Source organism: Paraburkholderia sp. RL18-101-BIB-B, assembly GCF_046026985.1.
Classification (GTDB): domain Bacteria; phylum Pseudomonadota; class Gammaproteobacteria; order Burkholderiales; family Burkholderiaceae; genus Paraburkholderia.
In genome coordinates this window covers 25,068-48,117 of the sequence record NZ_JARESV010000060.1, presented here as the reverse complement: position 1 = coordinate 48,117, position 23,050 = coordinate 25,068, and the positions used below count along the sequence as shown (strand labels likewise).

At 60.7% G+C, this 23,050-nt stretch carries 21 protein-coding genes; 10 read left to right on the top strand and 11 right to left on the bottom strand.

The window, feature by feature from the left end; genetic code table 11:
* Together ltrA and P0D73_RS40885 are read left to right on the top strand one after the other, a co-directional pair.
* On the top strand, window positions 1-1,026 hold a 1,026-nt coding region (gene ltrA / locus P0D73_RS40890), incomplete at its 5' end, for a group II intron reverse transcriptase/maturase (protein ID WP_408319321.1).
* Between the two features lie 398 nt (window positions 1,027-1,424).
* Window positions 1,425-1,733: an HU family DNA-binding protein gene (locus P0D73_RS40885; protein WP_408319403.1), complete on the top strand. Its 309-nt coding sequence runs from the start codon at window positions 1,425-1,427 to the stop codon at window positions 1,731-1,733.
* 525 nt (window positions 1,734-2,258) lie between these two features.
* Here P0D73_RS40885 and P0D73_RS40880 read toward each other — a convergent pair.
* On the bottom strand, window positions 2,259-3,173 hold the full coding sequence (locus tag P0D73_RS40880; RefSeq protein WP_408319323.1) for a LysR family transcriptional regulator: 915 nt from the start codon (window positions 3,171-3,173) through the stop codon (window positions 2,259-2,261).
* 130 nt (window positions 3,174-3,303) lie between these two features.
* Here P0D73_RS40880 and P0D73_RS40875 point away from each other — a divergent pair, with 130 nt between their 5' ends.
* The 4 genes from P0D73_RS40875 to P0D73_RS40860 are packed head-to-tail and all read left to right on the top strand — an operon-like array spanning window position 3,304 to window position 7,265.
* Entirely contained in the window at window positions 3,304-4,296 is a 993-nt protein-coding gene (locus P0D73_RS40875; RefSeq protein WP_408319325.1) for a hydroxyacid dehydrogenase, read from the top strand.
* Window positions 4,293-4,994 (top strand): RraA family protein, encoded by a 702-nt coding sequence (locus P0D73_RS40870; RefSeq protein WP_408319327.1) that lies wholly within the window; start codon window positions 4,293-4,295, stop codon window positions 4,992-4,994. Before P0D73_RS40875 ends, P0D73_RS40870 begins: the two co-directional genes overlap by 4 nt.
* Before the next feature lie 35 nt (window positions 4,995-5,029).
* The gene (locus tag P0D73_RS40865; protein WP_408319329.1) at window positions 5,030-5,866 is read left to right on the top strand and encodes an amidohydrolase family protein; all 837 of its coding nucleotides are present in this window, start codon (window positions 5,030-5,032) and stop codon (window positions 5,864-5,866) included.
* Between the two features lie 43 nt (window positions 5,867-5,909).
* Window positions 5,910-7,265, top strand: coding sequence for an MFS transporter (locus tag P0D73_RS40860; RefSeq protein WP_408319331.1), 1,356 nt, complete (start codon window positions 5,910-5,912; stop codon window positions 7,263-7,265).
* A gap of 379 nt (window positions 7,266-7,644) precedes the next feature.
* On the opposite strand, the gene P0D73_RS40855 is transcribed toward P0D73_RS40860, so the two are convergent.
* From P0D73_RS40855 to P0D73_RS40810, 10 genes are all read right to left on the bottom strand, one after another.
* Window positions 7,645-8,712 carry an SDR family oxidoreductase gene (locus P0D73_RS40855; RefSeq protein WP_408319333.1) on the bottom strand — a complete coding sequence of 356 codons (1,068 nt, stop codon included), beginning with the start codon at window positions 8,710-8,712 and terminating at the stop codon, window positions 7,645-7,647.
* Between the two features lie 95 nt (window positions 8,713-8,807).
* Window positions 8,808-9,887 carry a maleylacetate reductase gene (locus P0D73_RS40850; RefSeq protein ID WP_408319335.1) on the bottom strand — a complete coding sequence of 360 codons (1,080 nt, stop codon included), beginning with the start codon at window positions 9,885-9,887 and terminating at the stop codon, window positions 8,808-8,810.
* Window positions 9,884-10,747, bottom strand: a complete 864-nt coding sequence (locus tag P0D73_RS40845) for an intradiol ring-cleavage dioxygenase (protein WP_408435591.1) — start codon at window positions 10,745-10,747, stop codon at window positions 9,884-9,886. The genes P0D73_RS40850 and P0D73_RS40845 overlap by 4 nt, the downstream gene beginning before the upstream one ends.
* Before the next feature lie 26 nt (window positions 10,748-10,773).
* Window positions 10,774-11,058 carry a YciI family protein gene (locus P0D73_RS40840; protein ID WP_408319338.1) on the bottom strand — a complete coding sequence of 95 codons (285 nt, stop codon included), beginning with the start codon at window positions 11,056-11,058 and terminating at the stop codon, window positions 10,774-10,776.
* A gap of 39 nt (window positions 11,059-11,097) precedes the next feature.
* Entirely contained in the window at window positions 11,098-12,003 is a 906-nt protein-coding gene (locus P0D73_RS40835; RefSeq protein WP_408319340.1) for an NAD(P)-dependent oxidoreductase, read from the bottom strand.
* 33 nt (window positions 12,004-12,036) lie between these two features.
* Window positions 12,037-13,107, bottom strand: coding sequence for a 2,3-butanediol dehydrogenase (locus P0D73_RS40830; RefSeq protein ID WP_408290775.1), 1,071 nt, complete (start codon window positions 13,105-13,107; stop codon window positions 12,037-12,039).
* Window positions 13,108-13,210: 103 nt separating this feature from the next.
* The gene (locus P0D73_RS40825; protein WP_408319341.1) at window positions 13,211-14,182 is read right to left on the bottom strand and encodes an ABC transporter permease; all 972 of its coding nucleotides are present in this window, start codon (window positions 14,180-14,182) and stop codon (window positions 13,211-13,213) included.
* Complete coding sequence (locus P0D73_RS40820) at window positions 14,179-15,153, bottom strand: ABC transporter permease (RefSeq protein WP_408319343.1); 975 nt, start codon at window positions 15,151-15,153, stop codon at window positions 14,179-14,181. The genes P0D73_RS40825 and P0D73_RS40820 overlap by 4 nt, the downstream gene beginning before the upstream one ends.
* 1 nt (window position 15,154) lies before the next feature.
* Entirely contained in the window at window positions 15,155-16,711 is a 1,557-nt protein-coding gene (locus P0D73_RS40815) for a sugar ABC transporter ATP-binding protein (protein ID WP_408319345.1), read from the bottom strand.
* The gene (locus tag P0D73_RS40810) at window positions 16,708-17,859 is read right to left on the bottom strand and encodes an ABC transporter substrate-binding protein (RefSeq protein ID WP_408319347.1); all 1,152 of its coding nucleotides are present in this window, start codon (window positions 17,857-17,859) and stop codon (window positions 16,708-16,710) included. The genes P0D73_RS40815 and P0D73_RS40810 overlap by 4 nt, the downstream gene beginning before the upstream one ends.
* A 193-nt stretch (window positions 17,860-18,052) precedes the next feature.
* Between P0D73_RS40810 and P0D73_RS40805 the strand changes: the two genes are divergently transcribed.
* The 4 genes from P0D73_RS40805 to P0D73_RS40790 all read left to right on the top strand — a co-directional run bounded on the left by P0D73_RS40805 (window position 18,053) and on the right by P0D73_RS40790 (window position 22,448).
* Window positions 18,053-18,970: a helix-turn-helix transcriptional regulator gene (locus P0D73_RS40805; protein WP_408319349.1), complete on the top strand. Its 918-nt coding sequence runs from the start codon at window positions 18,053-18,055 to the stop codon at window positions 18,968-18,970.
* A gap of 392 nt (window positions 18,971-19,362) precedes the next feature.
* Window positions 19,363-20,178, top strand: a complete 816-nt coding sequence (locus tag P0D73_RS40800) for an IclR family transcriptional regulator (RefSeq protein WP_408319351.1) — start codon at window positions 19,363-19,365, stop codon at window positions 20,176-20,178.
* Between the two features lie 198 nt (window positions 20,179-20,376).
* Window positions 20,377-21,705 (top strand): MFS transporter, encoded by a 1,329-nt coding sequence (locus P0D73_RS40795; RefSeq protein ID WP_408435589.1) that lies wholly within the window; start codon window positions 20,377-20,379, stop codon window positions 21,703-21,705.
* A gap of 98 nt (window positions 21,706-21,803) precedes the next feature.
* Window positions 21,804-22,448: a hypothetical protein gene (locus tag P0D73_RS40790; RefSeq protein WP_408319355.1), complete on the top strand. Its 645-nt coding sequence runs from the start codon at window positions 21,804-21,806 to the stop codon at window positions 22,446-22,448.
* Window positions 22,449-23,050: the final 602 nt, after the last annotated feature.

Here is a 23,050-nt window from a genome sequence, read left to right as displayed (position 1 = left end):
CCACGTGTGCAGTTCGCGCTGACCGTCCCGACGGTGACGGACCGGCTGATCCAGCAGGCGTTACTGCAGGTACTGCAGCCGGTTCTGGACCCGACCTTCAGCGAGCATAGCTACGGCTTCCGGCCCGGGCGGCGTGCGCACGACGCGGTGCTTGCCGCGCAGTCGTACGTGCAGTCAGGGCGTCGGATCGTGGTAGACGTGGACCTGGAGAAGTTCTTCGACCGGGTCAACCACGACATCCTGATCGATCGTCTGCAGAAACGCATAGACGATGCCGGCGTAATCCGGCTGGTCCGGGCGTATCTGAACAGCGGCATCATGGATGGCGGGGTGGTCCAGCAGCGGGATCAGGGCACGCCGCAGGGCGGGCCACTATCCCCGCTGCTGGCCAACGTGCTGCTCGATGAGGTGGACAAGGAACTGGAGCGGCGGGGCCATTGCTTTGCGCGTTACGCCGACGACGCGAATGTTTATGTTCGTAGTCGCCGGGCGGGTGAGCGGGTGATGGCGCTGCTACGACGTCTGTATGGTCGACTGCGGCTGAAGGTCAACGAGACTAAAAGCGCGGTGGCAAGTGTGTTTGGTCGCAAGTTTCTGGGCTACAGCTTGTGGGTGGCTCCGGGCGGTGTGGTGAAGCGCAAGGTGGCGGCTAAACCGCTGCTGGCGTTCAAACGCCGCATCCGTGAACTGACGCGTCGGTCTGGTGGACGCAGCATGAAGGATGTGGTGGAACGGTTACGGTCCTACGTGCAGGGCTGGAAGGCGTACTTCCGGCTGGCGCAAACGCCGCGCGTCTGGTTAGCATTGGACAAGTGGCTGCGTCACCGGTTGCGTGCCATTCAGCTTAAACACTGGCGCCGTGGCACTACCATCTACCGGGCACTGCGTGCGCTGGGGGCATCGGCTGACGTTGCGCGACACGTCGCGGCGAACAGTCGCCGCTGGTGGCGCAACAGCGACCAATTGCTCAACAGCGTGCTGACCATCGCGTACTTCGATCGGCTGGGCGTGCCACGACTCTCATAACTTCAACTTCCCGAACCGCCCGGTGCGGACCCGCATGCCGGGTGGTGTGGCAGGGGTACGGCCTTCTGGCCGTCCCCTATGCCGATTGGACAACCGTCCCTTTCTCCAAATAAGGATGTGGCCAGACGCCATCGAACCGGCGCCACGGCGCGCGGTAACCGATGCCGACCGGCGCCGGATTGGGGCGCAGGTGCGCAGACGCCGGCGCTGACTTAATTGGCGCGCCGAGCCATAACGTTGAGGTAGTGGAGTCCGGAACGCTGCACGGGGCAAATTCCTGTCGGGGCAGACCGCTGGCCATCGCATCGACAGACGGTGCCAACGTCGGGCGCGATCGCGCCACGTACGATCCTGCGTGCGGATTGCGCGAAGGCGCGCCGATCGGGTAGGGTGACGAGATCGTCACCAACCACGACCGGGGCACAACGATGAACAAGCAGGAGTTGGTGGATGCAGTCGCCGCGAAGACCGGCGCAAGCAAGGCGGCCGCCGGCGAGGCGATCGATGCGTTTATCGGCACGGTCACCGCGGCCGTCACGAAAGGTGACACCGTGCAGCTGATCGGCTTTGGATCATTTTCGACGGGGGCGCGCGCCGCGCGCGTCGGCCGCAATCCGGCGACCGGCGCCGAAATCCAGATCGCGGCTGCGAAGACAGTGAAGTTCACGGCGGGCAAGGCGTTCAAGGATGCCGTGAACGGCGCCTGAGACCCGACGCAGACCGTCGGCCGGATGTCTGCCGATGGCGCGGCTGCCAGCAGTAGCCGCTGCAGGTACTGGCGGCAGCGACGGCGCGGCGTGATCGGGCAGGGCCTGGACCCCGGCCAGCCGGCCTGGTAGGATCAGTGCGAGATGCCGCGACATACTGCGGCCCCCGCGATTCGCTGCACATCTATATAGATAGCCGTATGGAAAAGAAACGATCGCGGACCGGGCGCGAAATCTCGTGCCCAACGATCGGCGCGTTACTGCGCTACCGGACGCGCATCGTGCAGTGATTCATGACGGACTCTGCTGACGCCGACGACACCCGACGTCCTTCCGTTCTGGCGCGCTGACAGTCGACAAGATCCTTTCTATCCGAGGCGGATGGTTACGACCGGTGGAAAAGCCGCGCTAGCAGAATTAAGGGACAGCATTAGCGCTTCAACGGACACCGCCAGCAAAATTAACGATCTCCAACACCAATCCTGACTTGTCGAATTGATTCTGGTGGGAATCAAATTCACTCGCTCAAGCGGCGTCGCGCGGAGGTTTGCTTTGGGCCTGGACAATCTGAATGAAGCGCTGTGTCGCCGGTGACAGATACGCATCGGTCCGATGGACGACGCCGAATTCGCGCGTCATGGTGGTGTCGGCGTTGAAGACCTCGACGAGTCTAGGCGCGAAGCGCCGGTCGTTCAGGTTGCGCCGCGAGATGAAACTGAGCAGGCCGGTTTCCGCAATGAGGCGGGGCACGGCATTGATCGAACTCGTCATTATGGCCGCGCGAGGCGGCGGCAAGCCACGCGCCGCGAACACCCGTTCGAGCCATTGCCGTGTCGCAACCGAGCGCGCCGGCAATACCCAGCCGTATTCGCACATATCTTCAAGTGGCGCGTGCTGGCCGGCGAGCGGATGCGTCGCGCTGACCGCGACCACCACGTGGTCCTCCGTAATCGGAATTCCCACCAGTTCTTCATCGCGAGTGCCGAGCGGGCCGATTACCACATCGAGCAGGCGACTGCGCAACGACTCGTGCAGTACATCGTTCATGCCGATCTGCAAATCGATCACCACATCGGGCGCCTCCTGCTGCAACGCCCGGCAGGCCTCCGGCATGATGAATTCGGCGACGGTCGCCGCCGCGCCCGCCCTGATCAAGCCTGCCAGCCCCTTGCCCAGCGATGAAATCTGCCGGTACGTCTCGTCGAGCGTACGTTCCACCAGCAGCGAGCGCGTGTAGAGCAGGTGCCCTGCGTCCGTGAGCCGGATGCCGCGGCCGCTGCGCTCGAACAGATCGGCACCGTAGGTCTCTTCAAGACGGTCAATACATTTCGACAGGGCCGGCTGCGTGATGTGCAAGGCGTGTGAAGCACGCCCAAGATGCCCTAGTTCGGCAACTTTGACGAAGTAAAGAAGGTCGCGCACCTGCAGGTTCATCGCCATTGCGTGATCTCCCTTAGCCACAAAATCCCAGCTCGAATCATAACTGGCAGGAATGTAAAGATGAAAAATTGAAAATAGACATTATGAGTCCATCCGTCAACAATGTGTCCAAACATTCAAGGAGACATTGATGTCTTACCGGATTCTCGTCACCGCTCCGCTGCTTGCCGCTGCCGGCCAGCGCGCATTGGCCGAGGCGCAATGTGAGGTCGTCTATATCGCCGACGCGCAGGATTCCGCGGAGGTCGAGCGCATCCTGACCACGCAGCCCATCGACGCCGTGATCTCGCGCACGGTCGAATTGTCCGCCGCTGGCATCGGGGCGTGTCCGACGCTCAAGGTGATCTGCAAGCACGGCGTGGGCGTGACCAATATCGATGTCGATGCAGCCACTCAAGCCGGCATCCCCGTCTTTACGACACCCGGCACCAACACGTTTTCGGTGGCCGAACTGACAATCGGACTGATGCTTGCGGCAGCCCGCAAAATCAATTTCTATGACAGCGAGCTGCGCGCCGGCCGCTGGACGCGCACCGGCGACGGCGTGCAATTGCATGGCCGCACGCTGGGCCTGGTGGGTTACGGCCAGATTGGACGGCATGTCGCGACAATCGCGCACGCACTCGGCATGCGCGTGCATGTGTTCGATCCCGCGTTGAGCGAGGGCAGCGTGGAGGCGCATGTGACTGTGGAGCGCTCGCTGCAGGATCTGTATGCACGTGCGGATGTGCTGAGCCTTCACTGTCCGGTGAACGCCCACACGCGCGGGATGATCGATGCGCATGCCATTGCCGCGCTGCCGGATCGCGCAATTGTGATCAACACGGCACGTGGTGAACTGATCGACGAGGCTGCGCTGGTGGCCGCGTTGCAAAGCGGGAAGCTGGCGGCGGCCGGACTCGACACCTTCGCGCATGAACCGCTCGGACGGGAAGATCCGCTCCTCGCGCTTCCCAATATTGTCCTAACGCCACATGTCGGCGGTTCGACGCCGGATGCACTCGACGCCGTCGCGACTTCGGCGGTGGCTACCAGCGTGCGTTATCTGCGTGGCGATGAAGTCGATACGGCAAGCTGCGTCAATCCGCAGATTCTTCTCTCTGACAGAAAGGTTATCGCATGAGCGTCATTCAGAATCGGGCCGGCTGGCCCGCAGGATTTTTCGTCGGCCAACGCACTTCCGTGCCCACTGCTGCGCAGGTCGACGCGTTCCGCACGGTGCCGGTCGCGCATGCAGGCGACTGCATGGGCCGCAGCGTGGGCGCTACGGGGCTGGTCGCGTACCACAACTCTCTGTCGCTGACGATGTGCGGCCCGGCGATCACGGTGCGCGTGCGTCCTGGTGACAATATGATGATTCACAAGGCAATCGAGCTCGCGCAACCAGGCGATGTCATCGTCGTCGACGGCGCTGGCGATCTGACCCAGGCGTTGATCGGCGGATTGATGCGGACGTCGGCGCTGACCAGGAAGATCGGCGGTTTCGTGATCGACGGCGCGGTTCGCGATCTCGCCGAATGGGCCGAGGGCGAGATTCCGGTCTACGCTCGCGGCCATACGTTTCGCGGGCCGAGCAAGGAAGGGCCGGGGGAGGTGAATGTGACGATCGCGTGCGCCGGCATGGTGGTGAATCCCGGCGATCTGGTGCTGGGCGACGCGGACGGCGTGATTGCCGTGCCGGTCGATCAACTCGACGCGCTGTTGCCACTGGTGCTCGCGCATGCCGACAAGGAAGCCGGTATTCGCGCGACCAACCGGGCCGGCACCGCCGATCCGGAGCGCTTCAACGCGCTGCTGCGCAAGAAGGGTTGCCCGGTTTGACCTCGCGCGTCCCGGCCGTCAATGCGGCGCCCGACATGCCAGTGCCCTTTTCCGCGGGCACGGGTGCGCCACGTCTCAATGTGCCGCCACTTGCCTGCGACTGCCACATGCATGTGTATTCAGATCGCTACGCGGTCGCGGACGATGCCGTATTGCTGCCGCCGGACGCGTCGCTAGCGGACTATCGCAAGCTGCAGCGACGGCTAGGTACGACTCGCAACGTGTTCGTCCTTCCGTCGACGTATGGCGTCGACAACGCCAGCGTGCTCGATGCAATCGCTGCATCGAATGGCGAAGCGAGAGGAATTGGCGTAGCTGACCGTTCTCTTACCCTGTCGAGCCTGGAAAAACTGGATCGAGGCGGCATGGTGGGGCTCCGGTTCAACCTGGCCCGCGCCGGTGCGAATGCGCTGACCGACGCAACGTTGCTCGCGCCCGCTCTCGCCGAACGTGGCTGGCATGCTGAATTTCACGTCAGTGGGCTGAGCCTGGCCGATATCGCGCCGACGCTAGCGGGCTTGCCATGCGATGTCGTACTCGACCACATGGCACGCATGCCTTTTAACGAAGGAACCGTGCAACCGGCGTTTCGCCTGTTGCGCGAACTGCTCGATGGTGACGCCTTCTGGGTGAAGCTGAGCGGGACTTATCTCGACACGCAGGCAAGTGTCGGAAACGTCGTCGAATTCGGCAAGGCGCTTGTTGAGCATCGCCCCGATCGCCTCGTATGGGGCAGCGACTGGCCTCATCCAGCGGCCAAAGCAATTCCCGACGACGCCGGGCAACTGGATTACTTGCTGGATTGGGCGCCCGATGCGGCAACGCGCAATTCGATACTGGTTGACAACCCCGCGCGGCTATATCGCTTTTAGATTGCAGATAAAAGAGCAACGAAACGCCTAAACAGGAGACTGTATGAAATCCGATTCATCCACTGCGTTCGCGCAGGATGCGGCGCGGGCCGTGTCGATCGCCGCAGCGCAAGCGGTGGAAGACGCCGACCAGTGTAGCAAGGCGGTGCGTAAAGCATCGTTTCGCTTGCTGCCGGTATTGTTGCTCGGCTATATCTGCAGCTATCTCGATCGCACCAACGTCGGTTTCGCCGCGCTCACGATGAACCGCGAACTCGGGCTGACATCGCTCGAGTTCGGCTGGGGAGCGGGTTTGTTTTTCGTGAGCTACGCGCTGTGCGAGGTGCCGAGCAATCTCGCACTACATCGATTCGGCGCGCGCCGCTGGCTGTCGCGCATTATGGTAACGTGGGGGTTGCTCTCTGCAGCGACCGCTTTTGTTGTCGGCCCCCATTCGTTCTATGGATTGCGACTCGTGCTCGGTGTGGCGGAAGCGGGCTTCTTTCCGGGTGTGGCCTTTTACCTGACGTCATGGTTTCCGCGCGCATACCGGGCGCGTGTGCTCGCTTGGTTCACGTTGGGCATTCCCTTGTCAGCTGTCATTGGCGGGCCTCTTTCCGGGGCTTTGCTTGGCATTCACACGTTTCTTGGGCTTTCAGGGTGGCAATGGCTATTCATTGCGCAAGGGCTTCCGGCTTCACTACTTGGTGTGTGCGCGTGGTTCCTGCTCTCCGATTCACCACAGGAGGCGCGCTGGCTTAGCGAGGGCCAACGCAGCGCTTTGTGCGCGCAGCTGGCGGCTGAGGTGAAATCCGGAAATGAGCGCAGCTTTCGCGCCGCCGTGCGCGATCCCCGTGTGCTGCTGCTGACCGCTGCGCTGTTCGGATTATCCGTGGGTATCACCGGGGTGGGCATGTGGTTGCCTCAGATCATTCGCCGCGATGGGCTCGGTCTCTTTCATACGGGGCTACTCTCCACGATCCCCTACTTGTTCGCGGGACTATGCATGGTGGTCTGGGCGCGCTGGATGGACCGCCGCGGCAATTACGTGGCGAGCCTGATCGCTGCCGCTGTCGTCGCCGCGCTCGGCTTCGGCGTCTCAACTTTTTCTGGGTCGGTCAGCGTGGCGCTCGTCGGCATAACCATTGCGATGATCGGCGTCAATGCAGCAAGAACCGCGTTGTGGGCGATCCCGCCGACTTTCCTGTCCGGCGCGGCCGCGGCTGGCGGTATCGCGTTCATTAACGCAATCGCGAATTTTGCCGGCTTCGTGGGTCCCGCGATGGTCGGTTTCATCAAGGAAATCACTGGGTCGTTCACTGCGGGGCTCATGAGTCTGGCGTTCTCGCTGGTGTTGACCGCAGGTGTCGCGGTCATGCTGGGCACGGTGTCGCGCCGATATCACCCTGGCTCGCGCTAGCGACTGAGAGACCTGACGAACTCTACTAAAATTGGAGCCTTTGACATGTACGACTTCACGAGTATCCCCATTATGGGTCGCAGGACGAAAGCGTTATGAGAGTGCCGAGAATCCTGGGGTCAGGGGCACATGAAAGCGATGCGACCGGCGAGCGCCCGAGTGCCCCCTACAGCGGTTCGTCATCGCCGACTGAACTGTCAGCACGCGAAGCCCCAAACTTGCGAAGCAAGGTCGCTGGCGAACCCTGACGAAGATCGCATGACGAGCTTTCGCTCAGTTTGGTAGAGGCGCAGGGTTGGCCGCCATACGCCCCGCGCCCTTGTTGTTCAATCCTAGGCGTCGGTGTCGAGCGCCTCGAGTGAACTTGTTTCGGGTTGCATCATGCAGGAATGATCCGCTCTGCCTTCAGCCGGTCAAACAACGCAAAGAATGCGTCTGGCGTGCTCTGATAGTCAAGAAAGCCCGCCTTGCGGCTCTTCGTCATGTCGGTGAGCACTTCCATCGGGCGTCCGAGATCGGCATCGGTATGCCACCACGACACCAGCTTGCCGATGTCCGCTTCGATCAGACCGAACCGCGCCGCAATCCCGGACCATTGCTGTTGCGCGTCCTGCATCCGGCTCTCGAGCGGACGCACCACGCCATCGAATGGAATCGCTTCAATGCCGAAGTAATCCGCAATGCGCGACCACATCCATTTCCAGCGAAACACATCGCCGTTGACCACGTTGAAATCCTGGTTACGGGCATTCGCGGAAGTCGCGGCCCATTCCAGATGTCGCGCGAGCAACCGGGCATCCGTCATGTCGGTGAGACTGTCCCACTGGGCGGCGGAACCGGGAAACAGGAATGGCTTGCCCTCCTGCTTGCAAAGCGTCGCGTAGACGGCGAGCGTCACCCCCATGTTCATCGCGTTGCCGACAGCAAAACCGATGATCGTATGCGGACGATGCACGCTCCAGCTAAAGCCGTATCGTTGCGCCGCTTCGAACAGGCGGTCTTCCTGTTCGTAATAAAAATTGTCGACCGGCTGGCGGCCCTGTTCTTCCCGAAACGGTGTAATCGGCACTGCGCCCGTCGCGTATGCCTCGAAAGGACCGAGATAGTGCTTCAGGCCGGTGACGAGCGCGGCGTGCGACACGGCGCCCGTCGGTCCAATCGCGTCCAGAACGTGACGCACCATGCCGCCGTTGACGCGGATGTTCTCCTTCTCCGTGGCCTGGCGGGCCCATGCCGTGAAGAACAGGTGACTGAAGGCTCTACCGGCTAACGCGTGACTGACGGATTCAGGTGAGGTCAGATCGGCGGTGATCGATTCGATCGCAGGCGACACCGCAGTGCGGCCCCGCGAGAGCCCCGAAACGCTCCAGCCAGCTGAAAGCAGACGATCGGCCAGATTGCTGCCGACAATGCCGCTTGCCCCAATGATAAGTGCCCGATTTTCCATGAGTGAGAAATTCAAAAAGTGAATGCCTGTTGACACAGGGAGGGTTCTGCGACCGATCGTTCCCCGTGGATGGAACGCGTCTCCAGCGAAATTCGTTAGACATCGTCGAATGAATGCAGATTCGGCGGTGCGCCGTCGAAAGCGATTTGCAGCAAGCGGCGAAGCGCGCCGCAGGACAGTGGCCTCGGATTGAAATACGGTGAACGCATGGCGACTTCGGCCGCGTGATCGAGATCAGTTTCGCTCAGACCGAGCGCCGCTAGCGACGAGGGCGCTCCAAGCCGCCGTCCGAGTTCATGCAGAGATGTCACCGGATCACGGGTGTCTAACGCACGGCAGAGCCGCTCAGCAGCCTGAGTCGCTGCCGGCAGATTGAACGCCATTGCATACGGTAGAACTACCGCGTGTGTTTCCGCGTGCGGCAGGTTGAATGTACCGCCCAGTGTGTGACAAAGCTTGTGATGCAACGCCATACCGACATTGCCCAGCACGGTTCCACACAGCCACGCACCGTACTGCGCGGTTTCGCGTGCCGCTACGTCATCGGGGCGCGCGCACACCGCCGGCAGCGCGAGCGCCAGATTGCGAATACCTTCCTCCGCGAATAACGACATCACCGGATTCACATCCTGCGCGTACAGACCCTCGGCAGCATGCGCAATGGCGTTCAGCCCGCTTGTTGCTGAGAGACCCGCAGGCAATGTCAACGTGAGGCTCGCGTCGTAAATCACGGTGCGCGGCAGTACGCGATAGCTCTTGCCGGTTTTCTTTTCATTGCCCGAGGTCATGCCATAGATCGGCGTGACTTCGGACCCCGCGTAAGTGGTCGGGATGGCGACGATGGGCAGCGACGTTTCGAGTGCGATCGCCTTGGCGAGTCCGAGCGTGGAGCCTCCACCCGCAGCAATCAATCCATCCGCTTCGACTGCACGCGCTGCGTCGACACCTGCTTGCGCGACTTCGACTGGAACATGCATGACGGCACCGTCGAACACGTCCACACAACGCTCGCTGCCCAACTTGCGAACGCGGTCGGCAAGGAAGCGCTGTTCCGGCGTCGACAGCACGAGTGCTCGCCGGATGCCCAGTTCGTCGAGTTCCTCGCCGAGCCTTTCGAGCGATCCCGAGCCGAAAACGATCCGGCCGGGCCGGCTGGTGTAAGTAAAGGGTGTCATGTTGAGCGGCTCAGGACGAAATCGAATTCAAGCGTGCTGAACGGAACGCTCATTCGCGTTCCATCCGGCGCCTGGCCGTCGGCATGTCGTATCCATTGCGCGACAAGCGACGAGCGCACGCCGAATACGGCATCCGAATCGAGATACCTGTCGCCCTCGCGGAAAACATGCGTGACGAGACGCTCGTATCCCGGTGCGGTAATCATGAAATGCAGATGCGCCGGCCTCCAGGGATGACGCCCAAGTGCCTCCAACATCCTGCCGACAGGGCCGTCGTGCGGAATCGGGTATGGCTCGGCCACGATCGAGCGAAAGTGGTAACGCCCGTCCGCGAGACTATGCAACATGCCTCTCGCCCGATGCGCCTCTCCGCCTGCCAGCTGCACGTCATAGAAGCCGTCCGAATCGGCCTGCCACACTTCGATACGGGCGCCGGCTACGGGTTCGCCATCGGGTCCCTTGACCGAGCCGGATACGAAGCACGGTTCGCCGCGCGCGCCGTTCGCTACATCGTCGCCGTTCTGATAGACGGGCGCACCCTCGACGAAAAACGGCCCGAACACCGTCGCTTCTGTGCAGCCTGCGGGCTTGCGGTTGGCCATTGCCGTAACGAGCATCGACAACCCGAGGGTGTCCGACAGCAGAATGAATTCCTGGCGGTTGTCGTCGGTGATGTGGCCGACCTCAGTCAAAAAGCGGATGCCTTGCTCCCATTCGCTTTCCGTCAGGTTCACTTCGCGCGCAAACGCATGCAGATGCTGAACGAGGCTCGTCACAATGGTTTTCAGGCGTTCGTCGGCCGCATGCTCATGCCGTGCCAGCACTGCTTCGGTGATGGTATTTTCGTCGAGATTGCGCATGGCCGTGATGTCCCTCTCCGGTTGGTCTAGCGATTATCTACCCGCTTGAGGAAAGGTCGGATATCGACGGTGCGCCAGATGCCGGCTTCGTTGAAGGGGTCGTTGCTGTTAAAGCGCATCACGTCGGCGATATCGTCGGCTTCGTACAGGAAGAAACTGCCAATCATGGTTTCCTGGTCGCCGGCCAGCAACGGACCGGACATGACCATCCTGATCGGCGCCGTTGCCAGATAGGCTTTGTGTGCATCGTAATGAGCGAGGCGGCGTTCGACCATATTGTCGTGATCGAGGCAATAGACTGTGAAATGCATTGCAGCTCCTGAGAGTAAGTAAATGATCGGCGTAGACGTTCAACCAGCAATACCTGCTGCCGATTCGACCGCCCGCACGATCGAAAAGAAATCGAGTTCCGCGCCATCGCCGTTCACGTATTGCGCGAACTGCTCACGTACGAGCGACGCGGCGGCCATCGGCACACCGGCCGCATCACCGGCGTCGACCACGAGCGTCATGTCCTTCAGCATTTGCGTGGAGGAAAACGCGGGTGAGAAGTCGCGTTGCTTCAATGGCTCAAGCTTGTATTTGATCAATGGCGACGCAGCGACGCTGTCACCGATCACGGTCAGCATCTCCGTCCAGTCGAGACCGCCTTTTCTGCCGAGCGTCAACGCTTCCGCAAGCAGCACAGCCGTCGACCCAACCAGATGATTGATCGCGAGCTTCAGATAGCGCGCCTGCTGGTCCGCGCCGACGTAGTACTGGCGTGCCGAAAGCGCCTGGAAAACTGGCAGCGCGTGCTCAAATGCGGGCTTCGGACCCGATGCAAAAACCGTCAGTTGCGCCTTCTCAGCGAGTACGGTGCTGCCCGAAACGGGCGCAGCGATGAAATCGATCGCGCGTGCGCGCGCCGCATCCCGCACGGTCTCCGAAACGGTTGGCGACACGGTGCTCATGTCGATGTACACCGCGTCATCTCGTGCATGTGCAATCACCCCTTGCGGGCCGAGCGCGACCTTTTGCAAAACTGAGTCGTCGGGAATGATCGAGAAGATCAGTTGCGCTGATGCCGCGACGCCAGCGATGTCTTTCGAGAGCCGCGCGCCCCGTTGCGCGAGCTCTTCCGCACGGCGCGAGTCGACGTCGTACACCACGACGTCGAAGCCCGCCTTGAGCAGATTGCCGACAATGGGCGAGCCCATCTTGCCAAGGCCGATCCAGCCAATCGTGGTTCTGTTCTGCGTGCCTGTTCCAGTCATGCCATTCTCCAGCTGCGTTATCACATCGGCGCCTTAGCGCGATTGCGGATTGATAAGGATCTTCATCTTGTCGCTGCCTTTGTCGCTCAGTACGTCAAAGCCCTTTGCAACCACATCGTCCGCGTCAATCAGATCGTGAATCAGCTTTTCGACCGGGAACTTGCCGTTCGCGATCATGCCGATGATGCGCGGCCAGATCGTGACCGGATAACACCATGTTCCTTCGATGCGAATATCCTTGAGCGACCACTTCATCGGATCGACGCTCGCCGTACCCACGTGCAGTCCCGCCTGTACGACGGCGCCGGCCGAACGCACGGCGTCGACACAGGCATTGAGCGCATGCTGGTTGCCCGCGCATTCGATCGCGACGTCCACGCCGACGCCTTCAGTCAGGTCGCGGATCTTTTGTGGCAGCTCACCGTCGGAGGGATCGAAGATATCGGTCGCGACGCCGAAGCCAGCCATCTTTGCAGCGCGTGCCGGGTTAGGATCGCTGACGAAGATTTTCGAAGCGCCGGCTGCGTGGCAGGCCAACGCGGCGAGTACGCCGATAGGCCCCGCGCCGGTAATGAGAACAGTCGACCCCACCGTCACGCCGCCGCGATCGACGGCATAAAGTGCGACCGCAGCCGGCTCGATCAGCGCGCCTTGCTTGTCGCTGACCGTGTCGGGCAGTTTGTTCGCGTGATAGTCGTTCAGCACCGTGTATTCGGCCATACCGCCGCCGTCCCAGCTCAGGCCCACGCAACCCATCTTCGTGCACAGGTGACGCAAGCCACGTGCGCAGTAGTAGCACTGACCACACGACGCCAGCGGCATCACCGAGATACGGTCGCCGGGTTGGACGTTCTTCACGTCTTTGCCGACTTCGATCACTTCAGCGCTGAATTCATGTCCGAGCACCTGCGGCGCCTTCGCGCCCGTGAGTGCATGCGGTTCGGTGGGCACGACAATCGGACCGGCCTGATACTCGTGCAGGTCGGTACCGCATATGCCGCACCACATGGGCTTGACGATCATCTGGTTCGCGCCCATCCCGCTCGGGTCGGGCACGTTCTCGACGCGGATGTCGTGTGCGCAGTGAAAACGGACTGCTCTCATGTGTCTGCTCCTGTTTGCGTTGACGTCCCTACATGGGCGTCGTTCTCCGATGTTCCTGGTTGCGTCGAAAGCGCTGTATGCGGTGTGATATGAAGCCACTGCGCTAACGCCGCCGCCGGACGACATAACACGCCGACGCACCGATGATGATTACGCCCTTGACGATGATCTGTGCCTGCACGGGCATGCCAACCAGCAGGACGATGTTGAAGACGATGACGAGGATCGCCGCGCCGGCCAGGCCACCGGGCAAGGAGCCGCGTCCACCCGAGAGCGCGAGGCCGCCCATCACGGCTGCCACGATCGAATCGAGTTCGAAGCCGCGTCCGACCCAGTTGTCGACGATGCCGACGTAACCCGACAGCGCAAGTCCGGCAAGCCCTGCGAGCAATGCGCTGATGACGTAGCAAACGATGCGCACAGCGTCCGGACTGACACCCACGAGCCGCGCCGCTTCCGGATTGCCGCCGACCATATAGACGCGTCTTCCGAACGTCGACAGATGCAAGAGCACGCCGAACACAACGGCACACGCGACCAGCATCAATACGCTGACGGGCATGCCGCCTATCGCACCTGTCCCCATTTCATGAAAGAGCGGCGGCACATTACCCGACGGCGCGCCCTGCGTATAGGCGAAGCGCATGCCCTGCAACACGATCGCGGTCGCAAAGGTAGCGAGAAAGGGCGACACCTGCCGCTTCGTGACGAGCAGGCCGTTCAACAGTCCAGCGCATACGCACATGACAAACGTCGCGCCGAATATCGCGGGTGTCGATGCATCGGTTCCGTCGAATGCGGTCGCGATCACGGCGGCAGTCGCCATGACGGAAGCAACTGACAGATCGAGTCCACCCACCAGAATCACGAACACCTGGCCGATCACGACAATGCCGAGTGGCGCGAACTGCACCAGCATGTTGACGACGTTGTCACTGCGCAGGAAAGTCGGCGACAGTGCACCTGAAACGACAACAAGCAGGATGAAGAACAGGAAAATGCCGTAGCGTCGCGCAATATCGATCGACAGGAACCGGACGAAAGACGGGCGGCGTCGGGAAGCGATCGAATTCATGCTGCCACCCGTTTGCGTTGCAGATTGACGGATACCGCGACAATGATTGCTGCGCCCTGGACGATCAACTGATAGTGTGAAGGAATGCCCGCAAAGTTGATCAGGTTGTTCAGCAGGCTGAGCAGATAAACGCCGATCAATGTGCCGATCACGCCGCCGCGTCCGCCGCTGAGAACCGTGCCGCCCACCACCACCGGCGTGATCGAAGCGAGCGTGTAGTTCGCGCCGAGGTACGGCTGGCCCGAGCCGAATTGCGCAGCGAGATAGATACCCGTCAAGCCTGCGCAGAGTGCGGAGAACACATAGACGAACAGGATCACGCGCGCTCGCGGAAGGCCCGACAGCGTTGCCGCGTATTCGTCGTCGCCGACCATATACACGTAGTGGCCCAGCCTGAAGTGGCGCATGAAGTACGAGACGGCGAAGTACAGCAGCACGACGATCGTCGCGGCGACGGGCACGCCGGCATAACGGCCATACGCGAGCGAATCAAATCCGTCAGGCACATTGCCTGCGGGGCCGCTCGAGTAGTAGAGAATAGCGCCCTGCAGTACTGCTCCCATGCCGAGTGTAACGATTAGCGGATGCACGCGTAGCCAGAGAACGAGGAATCCGTTCACGAGGCCAACAACGAGCGACAAGGCAAGAACCAGCACGATGGCCGTGATCCAGCCGCCGTACGGGTTGTCGGAGAGACCGGACGTAAGCGTCGCCGTCACGCTGATCAGCGAGCCCACGGACAGGTCGATACCGCCTGTGAGAATCGCAAGGGTCTGGCCAAGCGCCACCAGTGCAAGCCCCGTCGCCTGTTGATGCACATTCAGCAGGTTCGACACCGTCGCGAACCGGTCGCTCACATAAGCGCCGGCCAGCAGCAGAACCAGCAGCAGGCCGGCTACGACATACGCTGCACCGTTCGGCATCACATGATGTTTCAGCAGGCTTGTGCCGCTATTGGTTGACGAAAGCATGCTAGGCTCCTTGGGCTTGCGGCTGTGAAACGGTGGCAAGCCGCATGATGTCGTGCTCGGTCATCTGGCCGCCCGTCACCTCGCCGTTGATCCGGCCTTCGCGCATCACGAACACGCGGTCAGACATGCCGATCACCTCCTGCAATTCCGAACTGATCATCAGGATTCCGAGGCCTCGCTGCGTCAGTTGTCGCATTACACGATAGATCTCGGCTTTCGCGCCCACATCGACACCACGCGTCGGCTCGTCGAGAATCAGCACGCTCTTGCTCACACGAACCCATCGACTGATCAGCACCTTCTGCTGATTGCCGCCTGAGAGTGTTGCGACGCTGCCCGCAGGACGTGCGCCGGCAATGCCGTATTCCCGGATAGAAGCCGCGCCGGCCTCGCGCTCGGCACGCGAGCGCAACAGACCGAAACGTGAGATCCTGTCGAGCGTTGTCGCCGTGACGTTCTGGGCGACATTCAGGTACATCAGCAAGCCTTGCGATTTTCGATCCTCGGTGACGAAGCCGAGACCCAGGCGAATCGCTGCGCCCGGTGTCATGCGTGTGCGCCGGGTGCCGCGCACGTCGACGGTGCCGCGCACAATGCGCATTGCGCCAAAAATGCCCGACGCGAGTTCGGTGCGCCCGGAGCCAACCATCCCGGCAAGGCCGACAATTTCACCCGCACGCACGGTGAGCGACGCGTCGAACACGCGGTCTTGGACCTGCAAGCTATCGACTGCAAGCAATATGGGCGCGTCATGCGCGAGCGCCACTTTAGGCGGATAGATCTCCTTCATCTCGCGGCCCACCATCATCCTGACCAGAGCGTCGCGGGTCGTCGCGCTCACGTCCTGCGTCGCGATCTTGCGGCCGTCTTTCATCACCGTGACGCGATCGCAGAGCGCGAAAATTTCTTCCAGGCGGTGCGAGATGTAAATGATCGCAACGCCTCTCGCGCGCAGCACGCGCAGCCGCTCGAACAGTAACTGCACTTCCTTACCCGCGATCACGGCAGTCGGTTCGTCCAGTACGAGTACGCGCGTTTCACCTGCCATGGCCTTCGCGATTTCAACCATTTGCTGATCCGCGACCGAGAGATTCCTCAACCGGTCGCGAGGATCCAGGCGCACGCCGAGTTCATTGAGCAAGGTTTGCGCCTGACGGTTCATGCGTCGATGATCGATTGTGCCAAGCGATGTGCGCGGCTCGGCCCCGGCAAAAATGTTTTCGGCCACCGTCGATTGCGGAAACAACACGAGTTCCTGATAGATGACGTGAATGCCGCGCGCCTTGGCGTCCGCTGCCGATTTCCACTGCACCGGCTCGCCTTCGAAACGGATCTCGCCTTCGTCAGGCGTATACGCGCCAGCCATCACTTTCATCAGCGTCGACTTGCCCGCGCCGTTTTCACCAACCAGCGCGTGGATTTCTCCGCCGCGCACGCCAAACGTCACGGCGTCGAGACTCTTCACGCCGGGGAACTGTTTCGTCACGCTGACGACCTCGATCCTGTCAGGAGACCGTGGAGCCGCGTCGCCTGCAACCTTCGGCGAGGGATCGCTCATTTTTCCCCCGGCAGCTTGACCTTGAACGTCGACGGGTTGTAGCCCGGCCCCATGCCGCCGTCGATTATTTCGTCCGGCGGTCCCTTCGCATCGACGATCTGGTCGATGTACTGATCCGGATGCGGGACCGAGGCCGTTTCATCGCCACGCGTCAGTGCGATCTGTGGACTGATCTCGTAAATTTTCGGCAGAGGCTGGCCATCCAGGACCTTCAATGCAACGTCGAGTGCGGTACGGCCCATGGCCGGCGGGTAGCCGATTTCGAGCATCGGAATCCTGTATTTGAGCGCGAGTTGCAGTGGGCCGTTGAGGTCTGCCGTGGTGTGCGGCGGAATCTCGCCCGCCTTGAAGCCAGCCGCAACGAATGCATCGATCGAACCCGCAACCGGCAAACCGTGCGCGCACCACACCGCGTTAATCGTATGCCCGTATTTGGCGATCATTGCCTGCATCTGTTGCTTGGCTTTCACCGGGCTCCAGTCCGAATAGACAGTATCCAGCACCTTGATGCCCGGATACTGCGAGAAGACCTGATGCGCTGCGGCTTCGCGATCCGCGCTGACGCTGGAGCCTGCCTGGCCCGCGAGCATGATCACGTTACCTTTGCCGTGCAGCTTCTCGACGATCCATTGCGCCCACACACGGCCCATCATGGCATCGGAACCCGTCACGAACGACACGAAGTTGTCCGATGAAATGCGGCGATCGACCATCACGACAGGAATGCCTTGCTTCATGGCACGCGTGACAACAGGGTCGAGTGCTTTCTGTGTATTCGCACTCACGATCAGCAGATCGACGCCTCGGGAAACCAGATCCTGGATGTCGGCAGCCTGCTTCGCGTCGTCCATGTTGCCGTTCGTGATGATCAGCTGTTTGATGACGTCCGCATGCTCCGATGCGGCCTTCATCAACGACTGCTGCATCACGACACGCCAACTGTCTCCAAGCCCGGCGTTCGCAAAACCGATGACATACGGTGCCTTCTTTTTGAACTTCGCGGTGTCGGAAAAGGGAATCTGCACAGCGGGGTTGAACAGGAACGTTCTGGGTGCACCGCTGTAGTCTGCATGGGCACTATTCAAGGGAAGAAGAAGTGCTGCTGCTACGGTGAAAACACTCGCACGTAAGACGATCAAGCGGCGCATGTATGTCTCCATGAGTATTCTGGTTGTTGTCGGACCGACACCTTCCTTCGGAGCGCGATCTATAATCAGGCACTGCGGATTCGGATCAACGGACGTCCAGCCGACGACTGAACTTTGGCACGGATACACTGGGGCATCTAGCAATTGCCATTACTAGTAATGGCAGTAACAGGGAAGTGACAGGAGGGGCGCGATGGAAAAGCAGCAGCGGTTGAATGAACTGGCTGATTTTTTACGGACGCGGCGAGCCCGCCTTCGCCCGGAAGACATCGACTTCCCGGCAGGCAACCGCAGGAAGACGCCAGGACTGCGGCGCGAAGAAGTCGCCGAACGGGCGGGGATTAGCGTGACCTGGTACGCGTGGCTCGAGCAGGGCCGCGAGGTCAACGTTTCTTTCAAAACTATCGAAAGCCTTGCGAACGCGTTGAATCTTTCCCAGCACGAGCGCACCCATCTGTTCGAACTCGCCAATCACTACACGCCACCGGGCCCTTACCCGATCGCGCAAAACGTGACCGACACTATTCGTCGGATGCTCGATCAGCTGGGCAACATGCCGGCGTATGTCGTCGACGGAAACTGGAACTACGTGACGTGGAACGAGGCGGCGGTCAAGGTATTCACCGACTTTCGCAAGATGCCGGCCGGCCGCTGCAATCTGCTCTGGTTCACGTTTCAGCACGAAGGCGCGCGCTCATTGTTCCGGGGGTGGGATGCGTACGCGAAGTGCGTGCTGGCGCAGTTTCGGGGCGACTACATCCTTCGCCCTTCGGGGGAAGTGTTCCTTCGCGATCTGGTCGAAGAATTGACGGATACCGATGCGGACTTTTGTCGTTGGTGGGCCGAGCATGAAGTGCTCAAGCGCAGCGACTGGCGCAAGGTGATTGAGCATCCGGTCGCGGGAGTGCTTGAACTGGACGCACTTTCGCTCGAAGTGCCCGATGCGCCAGGAATGCGCATCATGGTCTACACACCCGCGCCGTCGACGGATACTGCACAGCGTATCGAAGCCCTCATGAAAAGTTCGCTTACGGCAACGAGGCCGTTTGAGGCGGTGGCTGTGCTGGAGACCTTCCGCAAGCCGCGAACGTCTGCAGGAAGGAAAGGCTGATAAGGGCCGGCTAATACCGGAAGCGCGTTGTCCGCCCGGAAGGAGCAACGCGGTCTGCGCGATTCGCGCTAACGAACTGGCTGGTGAACGCGCTTCGTTCAGCGCAGCACCCCTGAGCACCCGTGGTCGTCCGCCGATGATCTATAAGCAGATTCATACCTGGCGCGAACACACTTCGTTTGACCGAACTCGAATTGAGATCGGACGTTCGCATTGGCATCCAGACCCCGAAACGGTCAGCGCGCCAATCAGCAGACAAGAAGGGAGCCACACGACGTAATTTTGAAAAGCATTTGCTTTTTGGAAAGACTTTCCACTATGATGGCGCCTGTGTCGAATGGGAGCGTCATTGGGACGCACCGTAGCGAATCCGTGGATTCAGGTGACAAGCAATGAGCGCCGTAGCCGAACGCATCCTCCGTGTACTGGAAGAGCTCGCCAATGCGCCAGAGGGCAAAACGCTTTCAGAACTTTCCAGCACGCTCGACCTGCCGGTTAGCGCGACTCATCGGCTGCTCGCCGATCTCGTGGAGCAAGGTTATGTGCGAAAAGACGAACGGCGCGGCGAATTTTCCCTCACCATGAAAATGCCCTCGCTGGGTCTACGGTTTCTTAGCGCCGGCGGTGTGGTGGACGTCGCGCAGCCCATTTTGGAGCGGCTTGCCACGACATCGGGTGAATTGATCCGGCTGGCGATCGTCGATGGAGAGCAACTGATTTACGTTGCCAAAGCGCAAGGTGCACGGCAAGGCATTCGCTATGACCCCGAGATGGGCCGCGCGGTGACCCTTTCATGCAGCGCTGCGGGCATGATCTGGTTAGCTGGCAAGAGCGAAGAAGATGCGTTAAGGCTTGTTTCGAAACAGGGCTTTGGCATGCCATCTGACTTTGGTCCGCGTGCACCGACAACATTCAAAGCTCTGCTGCCAATGATTGAGCGTGCGCGCAAGAATGGTTACGCGACTACGCAAGACATGTTTCTGCCAGCCATGAGTTCTATGGCAACGCCTGTGCGTACGGCTGGGGGGGAAGTGCACGCAATCTTGATCATCGCGGGGCCGATGTCGCGCCTGACAGAAGAGCGAATGAAAGAACTCGTTCCGGCGCTCATGTCGACCGCTACGGAATTGTCCGATGCAAGCGGCGTGTCGCCCATGCTTAAGCAGGCGCTGCGAGGCGCCTGCCGCGCGGCAGGTGCTGAGCGTTAGGCCGGGTCGTCTACTGCGAGGGCGTAGTTCATTCACGACTTGACATGGTAGAAGGCGAATTGAAATTCGCCTTCACTTTGAATTAATAATTAGTATTACGAAGCAATGATGTCGGATTGACAAAAAGGCAAGGCAGCCTCTTTTAAACAGCAGGAGACACGCATGACCCACGTTACGGATGAGAGTACCTCGCATTCCATGGCCAACCGGGCGGTGAGCGCCGCTACGCTCGGTACGGCGCTTGAATGGTTCGATTTCACGCTCTATGGATCAGTCGCAGCCACCGTGCTGCCCAAACTGTTCTTTCCTGCGATGGATTCGAATTCCGCCATGCTCGCGTCGCTGGCAACTTTCAGTGTCGGATTGGCCGCGCGCCCACTCGGTGCGATCATCTGCGGATACTTTGGCGACAAGGTTGGGCGTCGTAACCTGATGCTCGGTACGGTATCCGTAATGGGGATTACTTCGGTGCTGATGGGGCTTCTGCCGACGTATGCGCAGATTGGTGTCTATGCCCCTCTGTTGCTTGTGATTCTCCGCATCATCCAAGGCTTCGCGCTGGGCGGCGAATCAACTGGCGGTCAGCTCATGGCGCTTGAACATGCACCAGCAGACCGGCGAGGCAAATACTCGGGCCTGATAGGCATGTGCGCCCCGCTGAGCCAGATAGTCGCCAACGCGGCGCTTCTGCTGCTCTCATCGACGATGAGTGCGGGTGCTTTCATAAGCTACGGCTGGCGCATTCCTTTCGTGCTGAGCTTTGTCCTGGTGCTGGTCGGCATTTACATCCGGCTGCGCGTTGCCGAGACACCGGCGTTCGTCAAGCTGCAGCAGTCCGCCGTCGCCAAGGTCGGAAGCCCGTTACGGGATGCATTCCGTCTGCATTACAAGACAATCATTCGCATGATGCTGTTCTTCTGTGGGCCGACCGCACTTTTTTACCTCGCCGTCGTGTTCACTTTGAGCTACCTGACGAACACGCTCGGCGTGCCGAAGCAGACCGGTTTCATGTTGTTGATGATCGCCAATGCATGTGCTATCGCGGGTTCGATTGGTGGCGGCTTGCTGAGTGACCGGATTGGTCGCAAGCGCGCGTTGCTGCTTGCGTCAGCCGCGACGTTCGTGATCATGCTGTTCTATTTTCAGGTGCTCGCCACACGGAGCTTCGTACCGATGGCGATAGCAATGGGTCTTTTCATGGCATTCACGCAGGTCCAGACCGGAATTCAGCCTGTTGCTTTCGCCGAGGTGTTCCCGACCAATGTCCGGTATTCCGGTTCGGCGCTCGCCTTCACCGGTGCGAGCCTGTTCGCGGGCGGCCCAATTCCGGTGGTCGCCGCGTGGTTGCTGCACCTGGGCAATGGCTCTCCGTGGGCGCTGATCGCACTGGTTGGAGCACTCAATATCCTGTCGTTCTGCATGATCGCCATCGGACCCGAGACCGCCGGTATCGACATGAACCGCCTCGACTCAGCAGCCGAAATTGCTGGCGAACGTGAGTCTGTCTCCGGGCAGGCGACTTACTGATCCTTCGGGGAGTGCATTCGCCCTGCGGGGCGGAGGGCATAGCCTCGGCGCACTGAAAAGCAGACGGAGAAAAGCAAATGATCAAAGACGAAACCGGCTTGCTCGCGATCTGGAGCACGATCGCAGCCGAATCTGAAACGGACTACATGCACTGGCTGACCCGGGAGCACATCTTCGAACGTGTGAGCGTACCTGGCTTTCGATCCGGGCGCGTATTCAAACGACGCAACAGCCGGCCCTCGGAATACATGATGCTTTATGAGCTCGACAATGCGGACGTAATGTCGAGCCCTGGCTACCTGGAACGATTGAACAATCCGACACCGTGGACGCAACGGATCATGCCGACGCTGGAACAGTTTCGTCGCGGCGGCGGCTCTATTGTCGCGCGGGGCGGCAACCCGGCCGGACACGGCGGCCACATTTCGATCGCACGCTTCGAGGATGCTCTGCCGGATCGTCTGGCCGCGCACGAAGGGCTGGAACTGGTGAAAGCGCTAGCGAAAGTCGATTGGGTTGTGAGCGCGCAGCTCATGTCCGTCAAAAACGATGCGACAGCCATCGCCACGCAGGAAAAGTCTATGCGTCGAAGTTCGGAAGGTGAGTTCGCTGGGCTACTCCTCGTGGAGTCGCTCGGTACTGGCTCCCTTGACAGGGCGATTGCGCAAGCCAGCGAATCGGCCGGCATCGAGCCCGATACGTTCGATTCATACGATCTCGTTTTCGTGTGCCATTCGCGGTAGGCGTAGAGCGAAGCAAATCTGTCACTGCCTGGCATAGTGCTGTTTACGCTCGTGAGTGGGCTAGTTGAGCTCGATTGCAAGCAGATCGATATAGTCTCCATGGAGCCGGAAAATTACACGCGACGACAACCGGGAGGGGACCAGTTCGCGCTGTCCGAAACCACGCTTGGATATCAGCCGATTCCTCGCTCCGTAGTCGATCTCGTGCAGTGATGATCTTGAGGCGGGGGTGTTTATTCTCGGATTCGAATCGGAGAGGCTGGAGCGTGCGCTTGAAGAGCACCGGATGATCGCAGACAAGGAAGTCAAGATAGTCTTCGGTGTTCTAGCGTATCGGCCGGGATGGGATCTGGATTCAATCGTTCCGCATTTGCAGACCCTGCAGACGGCGCGCCTCGAGATCGAGTACTGCTCGGCAAGCGATCCGGAGGCCGTATTCGAATGTCTTGAGCGCACGCGCCGATCGCTCGGCGTGGGGAAGCGCATGCTCGTGGCTCCGATTGGTCCGAAACCTTGCGGAATTGCTGCTGCAGTGTACGGGGTCCCCGCGCGGTCCCTTGCATGTGCAACTCACACAGATCTGAGAATGACTTTCCGGACGG

Excerpts from the sequence above, each read along its gene's own strand:
- P0D73_RS40840 (WP_408319338.1), bottom strand. The coding sequence starts at position 11,058 with ATGCATTTCACAGTCTATTGCCTCGATCACGACAATATGGTCGAACGC.
- P0D73_RS40795 (WP_408435589.1), top strand. The coding sequence starts at position 20,377 with ATGGCCAACCGGGCGGTGAGCGCCGCTACGCTCGGTACGGCGCTTGAA.
- P0D73_RS40815 (WP_408319345.1), bottom strand. The coding sequence starts at position 16,711 with ATGAGCGATCCCTCGCCGAAGGTTGCAGGCGACGCGGCTCCACGGTCT.
- P0D73_RS40820 (WP_408319343.1), bottom strand. The coding sequence starts at position 15,153 with ATGCTTTCGTCAACCAATAGCGGCACAAGCCTGCTGAAACATCATGTG.
- P0D73_RS40855 (WP_408319333.1), bottom strand. The coding sequence starts at position 8,712 with ATGGAAAATCGGGCACTTATCATTGGGGCAAGCGGCATTGTCGGCAGC.
- P0D73_RS40865 (WP_408319329.1), top strand. The coding sequence starts at position 5,030 with ATGCCAGTGCCCTTTTCCGCGGGCACGGGTGCGCCACGTCTCAATGTG.
- P0D73_RS40870 (WP_408319327.1), top strand. The coding sequence starts at position 4,293 with ATGAGCGTCATTCAGAATCGGGCCGGCTGGCCCGCAGGATTTTTCGTC.
- P0D73_RS40880 (WP_408319323.1), bottom strand. The coding sequence starts at position 3,173 with ATGGCGATGAACCTGCAGGTGCGCGACCTTCTTTACTTCGTCAAAGTT.
- P0D73_RS40810 (WP_408319347.1), bottom strand. The coding sequence starts at position 17,859 with ATGCGCCGCTTGATCGTCTTACGTGCGAGTGTTTTCACCGTAGCAGCA.
- P0D73_RS40800 (WP_408319351.1), top strand. The coding sequence starts at position 19,363 with ATGAGCGCCGTAGCCGAACGCATCCTCCGTGTACTGGAAGAGCTCGCC.
- P0D73_RS40805 (WP_408319349.1), top strand. The coding sequence starts at position 18,053 with ATGGAAAAGCAGCAGCGGTTGAATGAACTGGCTGATTTTTTACGGACG.
- P0D73_RS40845 (WP_408435591.1), bottom strand. The coding sequence starts at position 10,747 with ATGCGCAATCTCGACGAAAATACCATCACCGAAGCAGTGCTGGCACGG.
- P0D73_RS40860 (WP_408319331.1), top strand. The coding sequence starts at position 5,910 with ATGAAATCCGATTCATCCACTGCGTTCGCGCAGGATGCGGCGCGGGCC.
- P0D73_RS40830 (WP_408290775.1), bottom strand. The coding sequence starts at position 13,107 with ATGAGAGCAGTCCGTTTTCACTGCGCACACGACATCCGCGTCGAGAAC.
- P0D73_RS40835 (WP_408319340.1), bottom strand. The coding sequence starts at position 12,003 with ATGACTGGAACAGGCACGCAGAACAGAACCACGATTGGCTGGATCGGC.
- P0D73_RS40850 (WP_408319335.1), bottom strand. The coding sequence starts at position 9,887 with ATGACACCCTTTACTTACACCAGCCGGCCCGGCCGGATCGTTTTCGGC.
- P0D73_RS40825 (WP_408319341.1), bottom strand. The coding sequence starts at position 14,182 with ATGAATTCGATCGCTTCCCGACGCCGCCCGTCTTTCGTCCGGTTCCTG.
- P0D73_RS40875 (WP_408319325.1), top strand. The coding sequence starts at position 3,304 with ATGTCTTACCGGATTCTCGTCACCGCTCCGCTGCTTGCCGCTGCCGGC.